We start from the raw sequence: 19,120 nt of genomic DNA on the forward strand, positions 1-19,120 counted from the left end.
TGAACAATAGCGATCCATGGACGGATGCGGTGCGCAGCGGCGCCATCGCCAGCCGCACCCTCGTCACCAACCAGGCGATCGTCGACGCCGTGCGCAGGCGCGCGCCGGCCAGCGGTATCGATATCGGCTGCGGCGAAGGCTGGCTGGTGCGCGCGCTCGACGGGATCGCCATGGTCGGCGTCGATGTGGTCCCCGCGCTGATCGGGCAGGCGCGCGCGGCAGGCAAGGGCGATTTTCGCGTGCTCTCGTACGAAGAGATTGGCGCAGGCAAGCTCTCCATGGCTGCCGATGTCGCGGTCTGCAACTTCTCCCTGCTTGGAAAGGAATCGGTGGAAGGCGTGTTCCGCGCGGCCGGTTCGTTCCTGGCCCCCGGCGGTGCGCTGATCGTCCAGACCATCCATCCGGGGGCGGCCTGCGTCTCAGGCGACTACCGCGACGGCTGGCGCGCTGGCAGCTGGGCCGGCTTCAGCGACGCGTTTTGCGATCCCGCGCCGTGGTACTTCCGTACGCTCGCAAGCTGGCTCGGCCTGTTCAGGGATAGCGGCCTGAGCCTGGTCGACCTGCGCGAACCGGCACATCCCGAAACAGGCATGCCCTTGTCGCTGATTCTGATCGGCGAAACGAGGCACCTGCCAGCGGCATAGCAACAGGGCGGTCATCCGTGGTCTGAGCCCGTCCCCACAAGGGACCGCGGCGCTCCAAGGCTTGTCTTATTTAATCCCGGAAAGCAGCGCACTGTCGTAACAATCCGGGAGCCGCGCACAAGGCGCCGGCCGGGCTCGATCCTACTTCTTGTTCGGTCTCACTGATTCGGCCCTCACGCAAACAAGCTTTTCCCCTGTAGGACTCATACGGCGGAATTCACCGGTGGCGTTGACGGAACTTCCCGGGGCATCATGTGGTTCGCCATCCATACACAAACTATCCGGTAATTGATGCGCGTTCACCGTATGAAAATCATGCGCATAGGTATATCCCGGCCGCATGTCGATTTCGTTCTCGTACGTCCCGATCAGGAAATCCGTCGTCTGCCTGCTGATCGGCCAGCCCTCGATTCGGAAGGTGCTTAACTCCACTTGAAACACATGTTTGCCGGGTGCGAATTCGAGGACCCTGCCGCCATAGATGAAATCGACAGGCTTACCATCGATCATGCGGTACTTGCTGTTCGGACGCCCGTGAATGAACAGCAAGGCAAGCTCACTTCTATCGAGCGTCGGTCCCTGATACATGCGTGATGAGGCACATCCCGACAATGCCAGCAGCGGCAACAGCGCACCCAAGAATATTGCGTGTAATCTCATTCGTCGACCTCTCCAGTGAAGGCAATCATTGGCGGCTCTGCCACATAATTACTCGTTAATATTGGTATATTGTAAGCTCTCGATCCACATGCCGGTTCGGGTGCGTCGCTTGCGTCCATCGATCCGCATCATCGAACGGCATTTCCGGCGAGATCGCCGATGGAATGACGGTATCGCATTTCCCGTCACGATCAGTGGCGCCTGACGACATAGTCCTTTATGACTAGTCCAGCTAGCCCGTCATGGGCACATTCAAATCCACCCCATCCCGCTACAATCGGCCTGTCATTCATCTTCAGGGGAGTAGGGCTATGCTGCGCGACCGGTACGGGCGATCGATCGAATACCTGCGCCTGTCGGTGACGGACCGCTGCGATTTGCGCTGCAGCTATTGCATCCCCAAAGGCTTCAAGGGCTTCGAGGAACCGAAGCACTGGCTCACCTTCGACGAAATCGAGCGCCTGGTGGCGGCCTTTGCCCGTCTCGGCACGCGCCGCCTGCGCCTGACCGGCGGCGAACCGCTGCTGCGCCGCAACCTGGCCGAACTGGTCGGGCGGCTGTCCAGCCTGCCCGGCATCGACGACCTGTCGCTCTCGACCAACGCCACCCGCCTCGCGCACCATGCCAGCGAACTGCGCGCGGCAGGCGTGTCGCGCATCAACGTCAGCCTCGATTCGCTCGACCGCGCCTGCATGCAGCAGATCACCGGACGCGACAGCCTTGGCATGATCCTGGACGGCATCATGGCCGGCAAGGCGGCCGGTTTCGATCCGATCAAGATCAACATGGTGGCCCTGCGTGGCGTCAACGAGCACCAGATCGACGCCATGGTCGCCTTTTGCATCGAGCACCAGTTCGTGCTGCGCCTGATCGAAGCGATGCCCATGGGCACTACCGGGCGCGACGCCACCTGGCTCGATCTTGGCCCGATCGAACGCCACCTGCGCCGCCATTTCGGCCTGATCCACCAGTCGGCCACGCTCGGCGGCGGTCCTGCGCGCTACCTGGCCACGCCGGACGGGCGCACCAGCGTCGGCTTTATCACCCCGATGTCCCAGCATTTCTGCGCCGATTGCAACCGCGTGCGCCTGTCGGTCGACGGCACCCTGTACCTGTGCCTCGGCCAGGAAGACAAGGTCGAGATGCGGCCCTTGCTGCGCGGCGGCGGCAGCGATGCCGAGCTGGAGCAGGCGATCCGCGCGGCCATCGAACTCAAGCCCGAAAAACACGAATTTCGCGAGCAACCCGGAAAAATCATCCGCTTCATGTCGCAGACCGGCGGATGAGCGCCATTGCGGCGGGAACGTTTTGCACCGCAGCAGCGTATCATGGCGTCAGCAAGGAGTACCCATGACCCTCGACACCCTCATTCCGTCCCGCCACAAGCTCTCGACCAAGATCGTCGGTGCGCTGGTGGGTTTCCTCGCGCTGGCCCTGTTCGCCATTGGCGTGACGCTGTACCTGTCCTGGCAACTGGAAGGCAGCGCGGCCGCCATCAACGATACCGGCAGCTTGCGCATGAGCAGCTACCGGCTGGCAATCCTGTTGTCGCAAACGGGTGAGGGGGACGCCGCGAACGATGCACCGCGCCAGGCCAGCGCGGGCCAGCAGATGGCGCAGATCGACGCCACCCTGGCCCAGTTGCGCCTGGGCGACCCGCAGCGACCCCTGTTCCTGCCGCCCACCAGTTCCATCCTCGGCGAATTCGAGCGCATCAACACCGACTGGCAGCGCGAACTGCGTCCCGCGGCCCGGGCGCTGGCGGCCGGACAGGGCGTCGGCGACGGCGCCCTGCAACGCTACCTGGCGCGTACCGACCGCTTCGCCGGCCGGGTCAACGCGCTGGTCCAGCTGATCGAGCGCGACAGCGAAACCCGCACTTTCTGGCTGCGCGCTTCCCAGCTGGCCTTGCTGGCCCTGGCCCTGGTCGGTACAGTCAGCCTGATCTATCTGATGTTCAGTCTGATCATCGAACCTGTCACGCGCCTGCACGAAGGCCTGCACCGCATGAAGGACAAGGATTTCGAAGTGCGCCTGGCGGTCGACAGCGTCGACGAATTCGGCCAGCTGGCGCAGGGATTCAATCAGATGGCCGACCGCCTGCAGGCGCTGTACGGCAATCTGGCCGACCTGGTGCAGACCAAGACGGCCGCGCTGGAACACCAGAACCGCGAATTGGCCCTGCTGTACGACAGTGCCGCCTTCCTGCAGCGTCCGCAGCCGGTCGAGCCGCTGTGCCAAGGGTTCTTGCAGCGCATCAGCGACTATTTCCATGCCGATGGCGGCTCGGTGCGCGTACTCGATACCGGCCGCGACAACCTGCACATGGTGGTGCACCATGGCCTGTCGCCGCGCCTGGTCGAGCGCGAACACTGCATGAAAGTCGGCGACTGCCTGTGCGGCGAAGCGGTCCAGAAAAAAGTGACGGTGATCCATGACCTGCGCAAGCTCGACAAGGGTTACGAGCTCGAATGCCACCGCGAAGGCTTCGCCACGGTCTCGGTGTTCCATATTTATGCGCACCAGCAGCACCTGGGCTTTTTCAACCTGCATTTCCGTTCGGCGCGCGTGCTCGACGCGCGCGAGCAAGGCTTGCTCGAAACGCTGGGCCAGCTGCTCGGCACCGCCATCGAAAACCTGCGCCTGGGCGCGCGCGAACGCGAAATGGCGGTGTCCGAAGAGCGCAACCTGGTAGCCCAGGGGCTGCACGACAGTATTGCCCAGGGCCTCAACTTCCTCAACCTGCAAGTGCAGATGCTGGAGCAGTCCGTCGGCGACGGCAAGCTCGGCGATGTGGAAGAGATCGTGCCGGCCCTGCGCGCCGGCGTGCAGGAAAGTTACGAGGATGTGCGCGAGCTGCTGTACAACTTCCGCAGCCGCCTGGTCGAGGGCAGTCTGGTCGGCGCGCTGGAAACGGCGGTCGACAAGTTCCGCCGCCAGACCGGCATCGCCGCCGAGCTGGTTGCCGACGTCGACGGCGCTCCGTTCCCGCGCGAGCAGCAGCTGCAACTGCTGTTCATCGTGCAGGAAGCGCTGTCGAACGTGCGCAAGCACGCGGGCGCCAGCCGGGTGCTGGTGCGCCTGGAAGACAAGCACGATTTTTTACTCAGCATCGAGGACAATGGCGTCGGCTTCGATCCGGCGCTGCTGGAAGGCCGCGGTGACAGCCACGTCGGCATTCACATCATGCGCGAGCGCGCCCAGCGCATCGAGGCCACGCTGGTCGTTACGTCCAGCCCCGGCGCGGGCTCCACGATCGCATTGACCTTGCCGCAGGCACACCGCCGCGCCGCCTGATACTAATATAGAGGAATCATGGACACCACGAATGAACCGATCCGCGTGCTGCTGGTGGACGACCACAGCCTGTTTCGCAGCGGCATACGCTCGCTCCTGCAGCGCCACGCCGAGTTTGCCGTCGTCGGCGAGGCGGCCGACGGCGTCGAAGGCATCAAGCGCGCCCGCCAGCTGCAGCCCGACGTGGTGCTGCTGGACCTGAACATGCCGGGCATGTCCGGTGTCGAAACGCTGCAGCTGATGCGGCAGGATTGCCCGGATGCGGCCATCGTCATGCTGACCGTGTCGGAAGAGTCGCACGACCTGGCCACGGCGCTGCGCGCGGGCGCCAGCGGTTACCTGATCAAGAACATCGACACCGATTACCTGCTGCGCGCGATCCGCCGCGCGGCCGCCGGCGAAACCGTGGTGGCCGAAGCCATGACCGGCAAGCTGGTGGCGCAGTTGCAGGCGGGTGGCCCGGGCGACGCTCCCGCGTCCGAGCTCGACAAGCTGACCCCGCGCGAGAAGGAAATCCTCGAGAGCCTGGCGCGCGGCGAAAGCAACAAATGCATCGCCCGCAACCTGGACCTGGCCGAAAGCACGGTCAAGATCCACGTCCAGAACGTGCTCAAGAAGCTGAAACTGGCCAGCCGCGTGCAGGCCGCCGTGTTCGCCGTCGAGCACCGCCTCAAGTAGCCGATGCATAGCTGGCGTGACTTGCCGCGCGATGTTGAATAAAATTACGTTATAGAAACATACAACAGGACTCTCGATGCACCTGATCAAGGCCATGCTGATCGCCGGACTGGCCTGGGCGCTGCCCGCGCCGGCCCGGGCAGCGGCAAATCCCGCTGCCGATACGCCCGCACCGTACGCGGTGATCGATTGGCCGGACCCGAGCAACCCGCGTTTCGTCACGCTCGGTGGCGACCACTACCTGCTGTCGGTGCGGGCAGGCAAGCAAGTCTGGGATGCGCGCAACAATGTATTCAGCATGGCCAGGGGGTTTCCGGCACACACCGGCGTGGAAAGGCAATGGACTGCGCTCGCCGGTGGCACCCTCATCACCGGCCGCGCCCACACCGAGGCCGATCTCGTTCACGATTCTCTGATCTGGTGGGACCCGCGGGCCCGGGCGTTTTCGGCGCCGCTGGCGTTTCCCCCGTCCACCGTGGTGCAGGCGCTGGTGCCGGTCAACGCGCAGTACGCGCTGGCGTGCCTGGGGTCGGGCAAGGGCGGCAAGAGGCTCGATTACGATGACCTGGCGGCCAGCGCGGTGCTGATCGGGCTGGCGGACGGCAAGCCGCGCATCGTGGCGCCGACGGCGGCCACGCGCGCCATGCTGGCCGCGGCCGGTGTGCGCGGCACGCTCGATGGCCGGCAGATCGCCGATGGCGCAGCCCCGGCCATGCCCGTCTTGTTCGACACCAGTACATGCCGCTGGGATGTGCGGGCGCGGCCACCATCGCTGGCCAATGTGGACGACCTGACGATCAGCCACCGCCGCCTGGCGGACGGGCGCGTGGTGGTCACCCATGCCGACTTTGTCGACCCGGTTGCCAGGCGGCGCGGCACGCTGGGTGCCCCCTTGCTGTGGGACGAAAAGGCGTCGCGCTGGATCGAACTGCCCGCTCGCGGGCAAGGGGGCGGCCGTCCCGATGACGTGTCGAACTATGGCATCGGCGACCCTGTGGTCGCTCTGGCATCCACGGATTCCACCCATGTCGCCTTTCTCGATCCGGACAGCCTGCACTGGATACCCTCGGCCCAGCGTCTGCCCGACACCTACGGGCCGGAGCTGGCGCCATTGTCGACGGGGGAAGCGCTGCTGTTCACGCGCGGCGATGGTGCGGTGCGGCGCATTTACCGTGTGGGCGCGCCGCAGCCGGCGTGGCCGGCCGCCAGGCAGTCCGACCCTGCCGGCCTTGCCCCGTCCGCAGGCTGCGCCGGCGCGGCCGGGCCGCCGCTACCCGAAAAGGCGCGTTTCGCCGCCATCGCCGCCGAAGCGCGCCGCCGTGCGCGCCAGGAAGACCCGGTAGCCCAGAGCTGGAGCACGCTGGACCGCGCCACGCTGGCGCGCATGACGCGCATGCCCGACTTCGTCGCGCTCGACAGTACCGCCAAGGAGGCGCTGATCGACCAGGCGGGCGCCTGGGACTTGCTACCCTTCGACAAGCCGTCCGACGCGCAAGCGCTGTGGGCGTTCTGGTATCCCGAGCGCGGTATCGACAAGCCGGTCGGGCCGCTGGGTGCCGGCAGCGGCATCATCCGTCGTCCCGACGTGTTTTATGCGGACGCCGGCTGGGGCAGGGAAGCCGGCGCCCAGGTCGCGCTGATGCGATGTTTGCCCCCGCCGATATGGCACGTCCAGCACACCGAGCCGATGTTGTGGGCCATGGAGAACGGCGTTTTCTGGGGGCTGCCCCATGAATTCGGCCAGTGCGTGCGCATGCAGAGCAACGACAACCGCCCGGCACCAGACGTGCCGCTGACGGCGCGCGGCGCGGGCTCGGCCGCCATTCTGGAACAAAAGCTGAGCGACTACCTTCTGGCGCAGCGCTGCGCCGGCAAGGGTGCGGACAGCTGCCTGCCGCTGCTGCATGCGCTGATTTCACTTAACCCCGACGCAGTCCGCTTGCCCGCCATCCTCAATGCCATCGAACCCGGGTTCGCGCTGGCGACACCGTTGCAGATACCATCCCACCTTGCGGACCGCAACGGCGACTTGAGCGCGGCCGAAAACGCTGACCTGATGGCGCTCAAGCGCGTGGCGGTGCACCGGCTGATCTTCATCACGGCAAAGCTGTCCGTGCTGCTGCGCCATACGGCTCCCTGGCCGCCAGGCGAGCTGGAACAAAGCTGGCGCAAGGCCTTCGAGCTCGGAATGCTGCTGCACACGGCGAACGCGATGCAGGCCAGCTTGCATGACGGGCTCAATGTGGAAACGTCCGCGTTTGCCAATCCGTGGGCGTTGCTTCCGAAGGAGGCGACCTTATCCCCTGCGACACAGGAGATTGTCGTGCGACTGGGCCGGGAATACGCGGCCGTGCCCGGTTGCGCGCCTGACCTGTCCGGCATCGCCTGGCTGCCCGACGCATTCTGGATTGCCTTCGCCATCGACAAGATCGGGACGGAGCAGACCACTTGCGGCGTGTTCTCGAACAACGACGGCATGGGACGCCGCTACGCCGCCGCGCTGAACGGCTATCCCGGCGCGCTGGCGCCCCTGGCGCCGCTGCGCACGTATCTCGGCCAGCCGGGTCCGGCGCGCGAGGAGGAGTTGGGCATGTTGGCCTCGGGGTGTCCGACAGATGGCAAGCTCAAGGCCGGCCAGACCGACCCGTGGAAAGTGTGCCGTCACGTCTGGACGGCACGATCGTCGGCGCCACCTGCAAAGCGCCGCCCGCGCAAGCGGCGCTGACCCTGGCTTAACCGCCGCAGCCGCCGCAGCAGCCGCCGCTGGCTGGCGCCGCCACCGTAAAGCCGGCGGCGGTCACGGCGAAGCGCAGCTGCTCGGCCGAGGCGCGCGCCTCGTCGTAGCCGACCCGCGCGCGGCCGGTGGCCAGGGTCAGTTGAACGGTCTCGACGCCGGCGACGGCTTCGAGCGCCTGGGCGACGGCCAGCGCGACGGTCTGGTTCTGCATGGCGGGAATGGTGAGCAGGGCGGTTTGCATATGTTCTCCGATGATGGGCGTGGTTGATGCGAACAGCGTAAAGCGCCGCACCGCCACGCGTCCAGAAGCCCGTGTGATTTGTTCGAAAAGCATAACCTGCATCAAGAATGGCGCATTTCTCCGGCAGCGCGCGCGATCTCCCGTCAAAACACGCGCGATAGTCGTTGCCCGGGGCGGCGCTGTAAAGTAGTATATTAGATATAACTTTAAACGGGTGATGAAATGAGTCTGCTGACAATCGACGAACCGGCCGCGCCGGTCCACCATGCGCCCTGGAGCGCACAACACCCCGTGTGGGCGCTCGGCTTTCGGCCCTTCTACATCCTGACGGCGGCGTTCGCGGCGCTGGCGGTGCCCTTGTGGCTGGCGCAATATCTCGGCTGGCTGACGATGCCGCACGGCGGCCTGGGCTGGCACGCGCATGAGATGGTGTACGGCATGGCCATTGCCGTCATCATCGGTTTCCTGTTCACGGCCGGGCGCAACTGGACCAATCTGCCGACCCCGCACGGCGCTCACCTCGCGGCCCTCGCCGGCGTGTGGCTGGCCGGGCGTGGCGCGATGCTGTGCGCGCCGCCGCTGGCCGCCGCCGTGGTCGACCTGCTGTTCCTGCCGCTGGCGGCCTGGCCCTTGTACCGCGTGCTGAAACAGTCGGGCAACAAGCGCAACCTGTTCCTGATCGCCTTGCTCGGCTTGCTGACCGTGGCCAATGCGCTGTTTCATGCCGCCACGCTGGGCTGGATCGGCCTCTCGCCGCTCACGCCGGTGCATGCGGCGATTCTGGTGATCGTCATCATCGAAGCGGTGATGGGGGGGCGTGTCATTCCGATGTTCACCACCAACGGCGCGCCCGGCAGCAAGCCGCTGGTGCGCCCGCGTTACGACCGTATCGCGCTGGGCCTGACGGCCGCGGCCAGCATTGCATGGGTGCTTTCGCTGCCGGGCGCACTGACGGCCGCGCTGATGATGTCCGCCGCCTGCGCCATGCTGCTGCGCCTGGCCGGCTGGCAGCCGCAGCGTACCCTGCACGTGCCGCTGCTGTGGATTTTGCACCTCGGTTACGCCTGGATCGCGCTGGGGTTTGGCTTGCTGTCGCTGGCCGCGCTGGGCATCGGCACGGCCAGCGCCGGCTTTCACGCGCTCGCGGTCGGGTCGATGGCCGGGCTGATTCTCGGCATGATGACGCGCACCACGCTCGGCCACACGGGCAGGATGCTCAAGGCGGGGCGCTACGAGCCCATCATGTATTTTCTGATCCAGGCCGGCGCGGTGCTGCGCTTGCTGGCGCAGTTCGTTCCCGCCGCGTGGCGCAATGGCGTGCTGCTGGCGTCGGGTGTGTGCTGGAGCCTGTCGTTCGTGCTGTTTTTGCTGGTCTATACGCCGTATCTGTGGCGTGCCCGCATCGATGGTCGCGAGGGCTGAGGCGAAATGGTAGGATGTGCGTCCGTTCCACCAACTGAAGTGATCAAGAGAAAATGACGACCGTATTTGCCATGCCCGTGTTCGATGCCACGGTAATCTTTGAAGGAAATGAACTGTTCAAGGGAAAGGGGTCGGCCAGCATGTGGGCCGAAAAGCTCGCCGCCGAGATTGGCGGCGAAGTAGGCGTGCAGAAAATCGGCACCGGCTGGGTGTTAACCGGCCGCGTCGATGGCGACGACTGCCTGTGGGGCATCCACGGGCAGCGCCTCAAGCGCGTGGTCAGTGCGCCTGCGCAATAGCATCGCTACGCACCTTTAACGCTTTTTCCAGCGCCGGATCGCGTTTGTAGACGTCTTCCGGGAACAGGGCCAGCCCTTCGCGGTCGGTCACGGCGGTGGAGTAGAACAGCACCACCGGAATCGGCTTTTTCAGGCTGACGGTTTTCATCGGCGCCGGTTTCATCAGCGTTTCGATGGCTTCCGGGGTCATTTGCGGCTGGTCGCCGAACACGAACTTGGCCAGGCCGAGCGGGTTTTCGACCCGGATGCAACCGTGGCTCAGGTCGCGCCGGCCGCGCTTGAACAAGCTCTGCGCCGAGGTCGAGTGCAGATAGATATTGTCCGTGTTCGGCATCGCAAACTTCACCGCGCCCAGCGCATTGCGCGGACCGGGACGCTGGCGCACACGGTACTGGCCGGCGCGCAGGCCGTCCAGGGTCTCCGCATCGACCACCGACACCGGGGCGCCGCCGCCCAGCGGCACTAGTTCCATCTCATTTTTGCTCAGGTAGCCATGATCGCGCGCCAGCTTCGGAATGATTTCGCCTTTTTCTATGCTGCGCGGCACGTTCCAGTACGGATTGAATTCCACGTACCGCATCGAGCCCACGAACAGCGGCGTCGGCGTCTTGACGGCTGCGCCGACGATCACGCGCATTTCGATCAGCGGGTTCTTGGCGCCGGGGCCCAGTTCCAAGGCCCACAGGCGGAACGAAGGCAGGTTGACGGCGATCAGGCGGCCGTCAGGAAAATCGGGCAGCCAGCGCAGGCGTTCCAGGCCCAGTTCGAGCTGGCGCACGCGGCGCGTCAGCGGCACATTCAGCGCCGACAGGGTGCCGGTGCCGATCACGCCATCGTCATTGAGCGCATGGCGGGCCTGGAAATGCTTGACGCCTTCGGCCAGGGCCGCCGTGTAGACGCCGGCGCTGGCGGGCGGCTCGGCCGGTGCGCTGGCGCCCAGGTCGCCCAGCTGGATCAGGCGCGCGCGCAGGATGGCCGCGCCCGCGTACGGCGCGCCCGGTTCGAGCTTCTTGACGCCGTCGGGCAGCGGCGGCAGCGCCGTGAATGGCTGCTCGGCCAGTTTGCGATAGGTCGCCAGGGTGGCCATCACACGCCGGTACAGAGGGATGCGTGGCTCGGAGGCGGCCACGGCCTGGTCCAGGCGCTGGCTCAGCAGTGCCAAGCGCAGCTGGTCGACCGGATCGGTCTTGGTCAGGCGCGGGTCGGGCAGGGTGGTGTGGTATTCGGAACGCACGCGCCCGACGCGCAGGTCGGCCAGGTAGTGCAGCATGGCTTGCGTCATGGCGGCGTCGAAACGGGCGCTGGTGCGCGCGGCCGGGTCGGCCAGCTGGCGCGCCAGCCCGTCGGCGTTGTATTCGGCGGGCGAAAGACCATGCAGCGATGCATTTTGCAGCAGGGCGATGGCGGCGCTGGCCTGTTTGTGGCCGCGGTCCTGCCAGGCTGGCGCATAGGCGCGCGCCACGTAAAAGCGGGCCAGCCAGTCGCGTTCGTCATAGGGGCGCGGGGTGCGCGTGGTCACCGCCGCCGCAGTGATCGCCAGCGTGCGCAGTTCGGCCGCCATGCCCGTCAACGCCGGCTGCGCGACGGTGGCAATAGGGGCCGCGGGCGCCGGAGCAGCCGCGCTGGTGCCGCCGGAGGGAAGCCAGACCACCAGTGCCATGGCGATTGCGCTTAGGCGGAAGCTTCGTTTGCCGACGATCATTTAAGTTTCCATACAGTAAAAATCCGACCATCTTAATCGAACCTGAACCGGGTGACATGACTGTTGCCGGAAAAGTTATAAAAAAGGTAGCGTCAGCGCAACAACCGCCTGGTTTTGGGGATTGGACCGGCTTGAACCGAGAACAGGATGCGCCCATTTTTGCGCATGCGCAACGGCGGACGGCAGGCCGGCACGCTGCTTTATCCCGGCATCGTCAAGGGCCGGTGGGGTTGCCAAAACGGCACTATCTGTCGTGTGGAGTCAGGGAGCACATAAAAAAATCGTGGCCGCGCGACAGTTTGTGTCTCGGCAAGTGCAATTTCGCCCTTGAGGTCCGGTAGCGCCTGTTTGCGGACCTGCTCGAACGCCTTGAGGTCGCGCCGCAATTCCATGCGCTTCTCACGCGTGTAGATAAAGTCGCCGAGATAGACGATGCGTCCCGCCGGGGCGTTAAAGGCCGTCGCCTTCCCGCTCGGCTCGTCGATGAGCCGGCCGTAGGCATAGTTGCCGGCCGGTACGTCGAACGCCACGTACTGCACCGGCCCCGGCACCGATGGGATACTGCCCTCGGTCCGGTTATAAAACAGGCAGCCGCCGGTGATGGCCTGGTCCGCCAGACTGTATTCTTCGAGCTCGACGGCAAATCGCTGAGCATCCCAGGTTCCCTCCATGCCAATGCCGTAGACCACGACGGCGCGCCAGAAGAAGCTGGGCGTCCCCCCGGACGGCAGGGGCCGGGTGGAGTTCATCAGGCAGCCGCTGAGCAGCAAGCACGCCGCCAACGGCGCCAACAGGTAGCGAAAAGAGGGCATCGGGTCCTTGAAAGGCTTGGGAGGATGCAGCGGAGTACCGCTCGCTCCCGGTGCGCATTAGACCATAGTGGCGGCGTCAGGATCTAGTAGCCGATCTCCCGGAAATAATCGGCGCGCGCGGCCAGCGCCGTATCGGCGAAGTCCGAGAACACGCCATCCACCCCGAGTGCATAGAACTGCTTGTATTCGAGCTTGGGGTCGCCCTTGTAGTCGAGCGGCAGGCGCCGTTTTTCGTTGCGGAAGGTGTAGGGATGGACCAGCAGGCCGGCCTTGTGCGCGTCCGCCACCAGGGTGGTAGGTGCGGTGGTGGTGGTATCGGCTTCGTTGACCTTGCCGTCGTTATTGGCGTCGACCAGCTTGCCGTCGGCACCGGTGCTGCCCTTGGTGCTGACGATATAACGCTTCCACGGGCCGATGGCGTCGGCGTAGGTCTTGATCTCGGCCAGGCCGGCCGGCGTGACCATGGCGCTGAACAGGCGCTTGTCGCCCGCCACCGCCCAGTCGTAGGGACGGTCGAAGGGGGCGGCGTAGGTGAGGGCGCCGGTTTTCAGGTCGACGTCGTCGGCGTCGATCAATTGCACCATGCGCACGGTCGAGCCCTTGCCGCGCATGTATTTCAGGCTGCCTGGCTCGAACGATTGCACGAAGACCGGCGCGGTGCTGCTGTTCCAGCCGGCGGCGCTGAGCAGGGCCAGCAGCTTGTCTTCCAGCGGCAGACCGTTTTGACGGTGGAAGGTCGGGTTCTTGGTTTCCGGATACATGACGATGTTGCGGCCGCTTTTCTTGATCATGTCGACGATTTCCTGGATCGTCGCGATCTTGTAGCGTCCGTTGAACTGCTGCGCTCGTTCGGCGTCGGTGGAGATGCCACCCAGGGTCTTGATCTCGGCCAGGGTGAAGTCGCCGGCGAACCAGCCTTCCTCGACCAGGCCATCGACGTTCATCTTGCGCTTGCGGCTGGCAAACTCCGGGTGCGAGGCGACGTCGGTGCTGTAGACCAGGTTGGGATCGTGGCGGGCGATCAGGACGCCGTCCTTGGTCGACACCACATCCGGTTCGATGGCATCGGCGCCTTGCTCGATGGCCATGGCGTAGGCTTCCACGGTTTCCTCCGGCAGGTAGCCGCTGGCGCCACGGTGCGCCACCACCAGCGGTGCCTTGCCGTCGAGGGTGTTAAGGACGACCGGATCGTCGCCGCCGCACGCGGCCAACCCCATGGTGGCGGCGCACATGACTGCCAGATTTCGTTTCATTGCCATTGCTGAGTCTCCCTGTATTAAAGGCGGAATTCTAGGTGGTGGAAATGACAAGCTGATGACGGACCGTGAGGGGAGGGTATGCGGTGGCTGAACAAACTCCGCGCAGAACCGGTGATTAGTGAATATTGCCGTATCGCAATGACAAACGGTTGAAGAGCGCTACCATTGGGTTTCCAGCAGGTAATTTACCGCCGACGTTCTCTCGCAGAAGACAGGAAAACCATGCCGCTTCCGGCCGCCAGCAATGTTCCGGCGACTGTTCATTTTATGCGTTTCGCGCTGCTGTTCTTTGTCCTGCTGCATGGGCGTGTGCATGCGGAGAATGGCCTGCCGGAGGGAACGCTCGGCTGGTGGTCTTACACGGCGGGGGTGCTCAATCAGGATCTTTATGTGCCCGACCCGGTTACTGCTTGTCAAAGAACAGCGAGGAATCACACCGGACTGCAGCTGGTCTTGATGCGGCCTTACAAAGGCCGGCGCGACTTTTTTCAATGCTATTACAGGCTTTCTTCAGGAGGCAGCGTTTCCTGGTATGCGAACACCCACCTGCAATGTGAGCCCGGATATAAAACTTACGAACAGGGCGTTTGTCGAAAGGAGGGGCGGGAGATTCCTGTTGCCCTGAAATGTGGAGAGGCAGCGGGAAACCCAGTGCAGTATGCCAGCGGCGCCAAAGTCCAGCATGAAACCGACTTGGTCGGAGGCGCCAATGATGCACTGCGTGTCCAGCGCACCTACCGCAGCGTGCGCGAAAACGCACTTGGCCAATCCGCCGGCATGGGCTGGTCGTTTTCGTTCGAGCGTGTCTTTTCCGCGCCGCAAACAACGGGGCGCGCGACCCGGCCAATAGTGAGGGGTGCCTTGAGCGACGGCAGCGTTTTTCAATTCTTGCGGAAGGCCGATGGTCGCTACGAATCAAGCTACGACAAGGGCATGACCTTGGACGTGCAAGGCCCTGATGACACCGTTTGGCTCCTGACAACCCCGGGTGGGACGGTCGAACGCTACCTCCGGTTCGGCGACGATTTCAGGCTCGGCAGCGTACACGCCCGCCACGGCATGGCGACGCACTACACCTACGATGAGAAAAATCAGCTCAGCAAAATCGTTGACAGCAACGGGCGCAGCCTGACGATCACATGGGAGGAGGACCTCATCGCGTCGATCTCCAGCGCGACGGAGAGCGTACGCTACGAATATGCACCGGCCGCCTTTGCCGGCGGCGTGACGATCGAAGGAATGTCGCGCCTGATCGGTGTGCACTTCCTCGACCTCTCCGGTACCGGCATTGCATCGCGCGCGTACCACTATGAAGATGCTCACGATCGCTTCCTGCTTACCGGAATCACCGATGAACACGGCAAGCGCTTTGCCACGTACGCGTACAACGGCGACGGGCAGGCCGTGCTGTCGGAGCATGCCGGCGGCGCCCAGCGCTACACTTTCGCCTATCCCACCCGGACCGGCCGAACCGTCACCGATCCGCTCGGCAGCAGCCGCAGCATCGACCTTGCGTACGACGCCAGTGGCCAGAGCCGGATTACCGCGGAGAGCCGACCCGCCGGCGCTGGCTGCGCTGCGAGCGCTAGCGCCACGACCTACGGCGCTGCGGGCGATGTGACAAGCCGTGCTGACTTTAATGGAAACAAGACCTGCTTTATCAGCGATCCCATCCGTGGGACCGAACTGGCACGCATGACGGGCCTAGCCAAAGATGCTGCGTGCCCCGCGAGCACCGATACCGCGCTTCCGGCAGGCCAGCGCAAGACGAGTACGCGCTGGCATCCGGATTGGCCCCTGGCCAGCAGTATCGCCTCGCCGGGGCGCGTGGAAACGACGATCTATAACGGGCAGCGCGATGCCAGCGGGAAAGTAGTGGAGTGCGCCGGAGGCGCAGTGCTGCCGAATGGGAAACCAATCGCTGCCGTGTGCCGCGCGACCGTCCAGGCCACTACCGACAGTAACGGAGGACTCGGCTTTGCGGCTGCCCGAACCGGACCTGTCCAGGAATGGCGCTACACGTACAACCGCGCCGGACAGGTGCTGACGAGCAGCGGTCCGGTTGATGCCTATGGCAAGGCTGTAACGTCGAGCATGGTCTATTACGCCGATACCAGCCCAACTCACCACCCCGGCGACCTGGCAAGTGTGCGCAAAAGCGTTGGCGAGATCACCAGTTACTTCGAATACAGCCCGGAGGGCTTGCCGGCAAAAATTCAACTTGCGACGGGCCAGATTGTCGGATTGGAATACGGCCCGCGCGGGCGCTTAACGTCCAGCACTATCCGCGCCGCTGGTGGACACGCCGAAACCACGCGTTACGAGTATGATGTGGCCGGACAACTGATACGCATGATTGCACCCGACGGCTCGGCGCTGAGCTACACATACGACGACGCCCACCGCATGACCGGCTTGCGCGACCGAGCTGGCAACAGCATCGACTTTACGCTCGATGCCATGGGCAACGCCGTGCGCCAGGAAGTGAAAGACCCGAGCGGCAAACTGGTGGCGCAGACCACGCGTGCGTTTGATGCGCTCAGCCGCCTGCAGCGGGAACAGCGCAGTGCCAATGACCCCGGCGCGCGCTTTGAGTACGATGCGGCCGGCAATCTGATATCGAGTACCGATCAAATGGCGCGCGTCAGCAAGGGAACTTACGACACGTTCAATCGTCTGATTCAACAGACGCTGCCTGCGACGGACGCCACAGGCAAACCCGCACTGATCGATTACGGCTACACGCAGCAGGATCAGCTTGCATCCGTGCTCGACCCGCGTCGCTTGCGGACGCGCTACGTTGTCAACGGACTGGGACAGCAATGGCAGACCGTCCGCGTTGAGTCTGATGCGCCCCGGCGCCGTGCGCACGACGATTCTGAGCGAAGTGGCGTACCAGGCGTTCGGCCCAGCGCGCTCGTGGTTATGGGGTAATCACAGCGTGGGCAGTCCCAACAAATACGAGCGCCAGTTCGATCTTGAAAACCGTCTTGTCAGCTATCCGCTTGGCCACCTCAAAGTCGGCGGATCGATGCGCACGCTCAGCTACGATCCCGCCGGGCGGATCGTGGCCAGCACGCACGCGGGGAACGCCACGTCTAGCAGACTGGACCAACGCTACAGCTACGATGGACGTGACCGCCTGATCAGCGTCACCAGCGCCATCGCCAGCCAACGCTTCGAGTACGACGCGAACGGTAACCGGACCAAAGTTATTCTGGGAGCCAATAGCTACCTCAACAAGATAGATCCCGGCAGCAATCGATTGACTGCCACTTCCGGGCCGTTGCCGGCAAAACGCAATACGTACGACGCCACGGGCAACCTCATCAGCGACGATACGATACGCTACACCTACGGCAACAACGGGCGTCTCAGCAGCGCGTCAGGCGGCGGTGCTGCAGCTCAATATCGCTACAACGGACTTGGACAACGGACTACAAAGGCGGATTCAACAGGGGCAACGAGTTACTTGGTGTACGACGAGTCTGGCCGCATTCTTGGGGAGTACGACAGCGCTGGCACGCCGATGCAGGAAACGATATATCTTGGAAATATACCGATCGTTGTAATCAAACCGCGCCCGGCGGTCACTGGGGAGAATGCATACTATATCTATGCAGACCATTTAGGAACACCGCGAGTAATCACGCGCGCCAGCACCAACCAGATGGTGTGGCGCTGGGATAGCTCAAATCCGTTCGGGGACGATGCGCCTGATGAAAACCCGAATTCTCAAAGTAAATTTACTTGCAATCTGCGTTTTCCGGGGCAGTATTATGATCGCGAGACTGGCCTCTATTACAACTACTATCGACACTACGATCCCCAAACGGGGCGGTACATTGAAAGCGACCCGATCGGGTTGATCGGCGGAATCAATACGTATGCATATGTAGATAGTGATCCGCTTGGTTCAATAGATCCCTTAGGGCTTGCAAAGGTGCATGGGAATTGGTGTGGTCCTGACTGGACTGGCGGGAGAAAAGAACAGTACTCCCCTGCCAATAATGCTTTGTACAAATCCACCACCACTCCATTAGACACAGCGTGTAAAACTCATGATATCTGCTACTATCAATGTCGAAAGGATAACCCTTGCGACGCTTCGAAAAGGTCTGCGTGCTTTCAATCTTGTGATGGAAATTTAGCGGTTTCCGCATCAATGACAAGTGAAATGATGTCGGCTGTTGTTGTGCGCGCAATGCAAAGAGACGGCATTCGTCCTCCTGGTGATAACGCCGCCTCCTGCCCAATGGCGTGCGAATATAAAAAATAGAAATGAGCCTGTGATGATGCAGTTTATGTGGAGGAAATAATGTACATATCGATAATCTTAACAATATTTTTCTCATCGGTAGCTGCATTTTTATGTCGCTATCTGAAAAGTCCAGCAACTAAAATGTTGATCGTCGCGGCGGTTTCATTCTGCGTCTCATATGCTATCTACTGGATGCCTGTTTGGTTAGGTGCAAAGGACGACCAATACTCATCATGGGCCCCTGTGGTTATTGGAATTTGCTTTGGCGCTGGCACCATAACTGGTAGTGCTGGACTGTTGTTGATGAGGTGGGCAGAGCGGCAGGCCAAAGGCAACAAAGAAACACAGTAGCGATGCTAACGAACCGGCATGAGAAAGTGCTGTTTTTTTGCTGACAACAGAAATCTGCACATTCAAATCCGAAATCCAAACAAGCCAGTCAAATGATAAAACAAGTTAGTCAAGAGAGGCTGGCATCTAGGCGCGCGGGTTATGGGGTAATCACAGCGCGGGCAGCCTGAACAAACGCGCAAAACAGAGTGTGGATGCAGATAATGATCGATACAACGCGTTCATTCGTATATTTTCTGATGGGGCTAGGAAGCTTGGCGATATCGTTTTACGCTACATCTATAGCTGTATCGTTAACGAAAACTGGCCAACATTATTCTTCGAGTTTGACACTTTGCTTGACCATTGCCATTGTTTTCATTTTGGTGGGGGCTGTAAATTTTTATACGGCTTATGGGTTTAAATTTGGCAGAGTGGATGAAGTCGTTGGGTCGCTTGATTCGGCAATTTTTCGTCGTTCTGGTAGAAACGTGCGGGATGGGGTTCGCATTCAATTTGTTAGGGTCCTTGGCACCGACGACTTGAGCTTGACCGATGATGAAAGACGCGTCCTTTTCATAAGTGGCTGGCTTCCCTGGGTGTGTAAATTGAATAAGTTTCATTGTCAAAAGCCGTAGTTGCAGAGGCATGAGGAAACAGCGGGGGGCGTGCCGAAAAAGAGGATTCATGAGCGGGGGATCAGGTACCCATTCGTCGCCGGCCTCACTTTTACGCCCGTAGGCTTCGGCTGTTCCTCAGCAATAACCTGCTGGCATTC

At 62.9% G+C, this 19,120-nt stretch carries 14 protein-coding genes; 9 read left to right on the forward strand and 5 right to left on the reverse strand.

The window, feature by feature from the left end; translation table 11 throughout:
- Positions 1 to 644: class I SAM-dependent methyltransferase (locus RBA40_RS23560; RefSeq protein WP_306650441.1), on the forward strand; the 644-nt coding region annotated here is incomplete at its 5' end.
- 141 nt (positions 645 to 785) lie between these two features.
- Here the strand turns inward: RBA40_RS23560 and RBA40_RS23565 are convergent.
- Complete coding sequence (locus RBA40_RS23565; RefSeq protein WP_306650443.1) at positions 786 to 1,304, reverse strand: hypothetical protein; 519 nt, start codon at positions 1,302 to 1,304, stop codon at positions 786 to 788.
- A gap of 311 nt (positions 1,305 to 1,615) precedes the next feature.
- Here RBA40_RS23565 and moaA point away from each other — a divergent pair, with 311 nt between their 5' ends.
- From moaA to RBA40_RS23585, 4 genes are all read left to right on the forward strand, one after another.
- Positions 1,616 to 2,590 (forward strand): GTP 3',8-cyclase MoaA, encoded by a 975-nt coding sequence (gene moaA / locus RBA40_RS23570; protein ID WP_306650445.1) that lies wholly within the window; start codon positions 1,616 to 1,618, stop codon positions 2,588 to 2,590.
- A 64-nt stretch (positions 2,591 to 2,654) separates the two neighbouring features.
- Positions 2,655 to 4,601, forward strand: coding sequence for a type IV pili methyl-accepting chemotaxis transducer N-terminal domain-containing protein (locus tag RBA40_RS23575; protein WP_306650446.1), 1,947 nt, complete (start codon positions 2,655 to 2,657; stop codon positions 4,599 to 4,601).
- A gap of 18 nt (positions 4,602 to 4,619) precedes the next feature.
- Positions 4,620 to 5,279, forward strand: coding sequence for a two-component system response regulator NarL (narL, locus tag RBA40_RS23580; protein WP_306650448.1), 660 nt, complete (start codon positions 4,620 to 4,622; stop codon positions 5,277 to 5,279).
- 76 nt (positions 5,280 to 5,355) lie between these two features.
- Positions 5,356 to 8,004 (forward strand): hypothetical protein, encoded by a 2,649-nt coding sequence (locus RBA40_RS23585; RefSeq protein ID WP_306650449.1) that lies wholly within the window; start codon positions 5,356 to 5,358, stop codon positions 8,002 to 8,004.
- Positions 8,005 to 8,011: 7 nt separating this feature from the next.
- Here RBA40_RS23585 and RBA40_RS23590 read toward each other — a convergent pair whose 3' ends face one another.
- Complete coding sequence (locus RBA40_RS23590; protein WP_306650450.1) at positions 8,012 to 8,257, reverse strand: heavy-metal-associated domain-containing protein; 246 nt, start codon at positions 8,255 to 8,257, stop codon at positions 8,012 to 8,014.
- A gap of 222 nt (positions 8,258 to 8,479) precedes the next feature.
- Here RBA40_RS23590 and RBA40_RS23595 point away from each other — a divergent pair, with 222 nt between their 5' ends.
- Both RBA40_RS23595 and RBA40_RS23600 read left to right on the forward strand, forming a co-directional pair.
- The gene (locus tag RBA40_RS23595) at positions 8,480 to 9,679 is read left to right on the forward strand and encodes an NnrS family protein (protein WP_306650452.1); all 1,200 of its coding nucleotides are present in this window, start codon (positions 8,480 to 8,482) and stop codon (positions 9,677 to 9,679) included.
- Positions 9,680 to 9,732: 53 nt separating this feature from the next.
- Positions 9,733 to 9,978: a hypothetical protein gene (locus tag RBA40_RS23600; protein WP_099878816.1), complete on the forward strand. Its 246-nt coding sequence runs from the start codon at positions 9,733 to 9,735 to the stop codon at positions 9,976 to 9,978.
- Here the strand turns inward: RBA40_RS23600 and RBA40_RS23605 are convergent.
- From RBA40_RS23605 to RBA40_RS23615, 3 genes are all read right to left on the reverse strand, one after another.
- A complete protein-coding gene (locus RBA40_RS23605; protein WP_306650453.1) occupies positions 9,959 to 11,680 on the reverse strand; it encodes a L,D-transpeptidase family protein in 1,722 nt (573 codons plus the stop codon). The genes RBA40_RS23600 and RBA40_RS23605 overlap by 20 nt on opposite strands.
- A gap of 200 nt (positions 11,681 to 11,880) precedes the next feature.
- Entirely contained in the window at positions 11,881 to 12,492 is a 612-nt protein-coding gene (locus tag RBA40_RS23610; RefSeq protein ID WP_306650455.1) for a hypothetical protein, read from the reverse strand.
- A gap of 83 nt (positions 12,493 to 12,575) precedes the next feature.
- Complete coding sequence (locus RBA40_RS23615) at positions 12,576 to 13,751, reverse strand: glycerophosphodiester phosphodiesterase (RefSeq protein WP_374710539.1); 1,176 nt, start codon at positions 13,749 to 13,751, stop codon at positions 12,576 to 12,578.
- A gap of 222 nt (positions 13,752 to 13,973) precedes the next feature.
- Between RBA40_RS23615 and RBA40_RS23620 the strand changes: the two genes are divergently transcribed.
- The gene (locus tag RBA40_RS23620; protein ID WP_306650458.1) at positions 13,974 to 16,685 is read left to right on the forward strand and encodes an RHS repeat domain-containing protein; all 2,712 of its coding nucleotides are present in this window, start codon (positions 13,974 to 13,976) and stop codon (positions 16,683 to 16,685) included.
- Positions 16,686 to 16,692: 7 nt separating this feature from the next.
- Complete coding sequence (locus RBA40_RS23625; RefSeq protein WP_306650459.1) at positions 16,693 to 18,030, forward strand: RHS repeat-associated core domain-containing protein; 1,338 nt, start codon at positions 16,693 to 16,695, stop codon at positions 18,028 to 18,030.
- Positions 18,031 to 19,120 lie beyond the last annotated feature (1,090 nt).

The organism is Massilia pseudoviolaceinigra (assembly GCF_030846505.1).
GTDB lineage: Bacteria > Pseudomonadota > Gammaproteobacteria > Burkholderiales > Burkholderiaceae_D > Telluria_A > Telluria_A violaceinigra.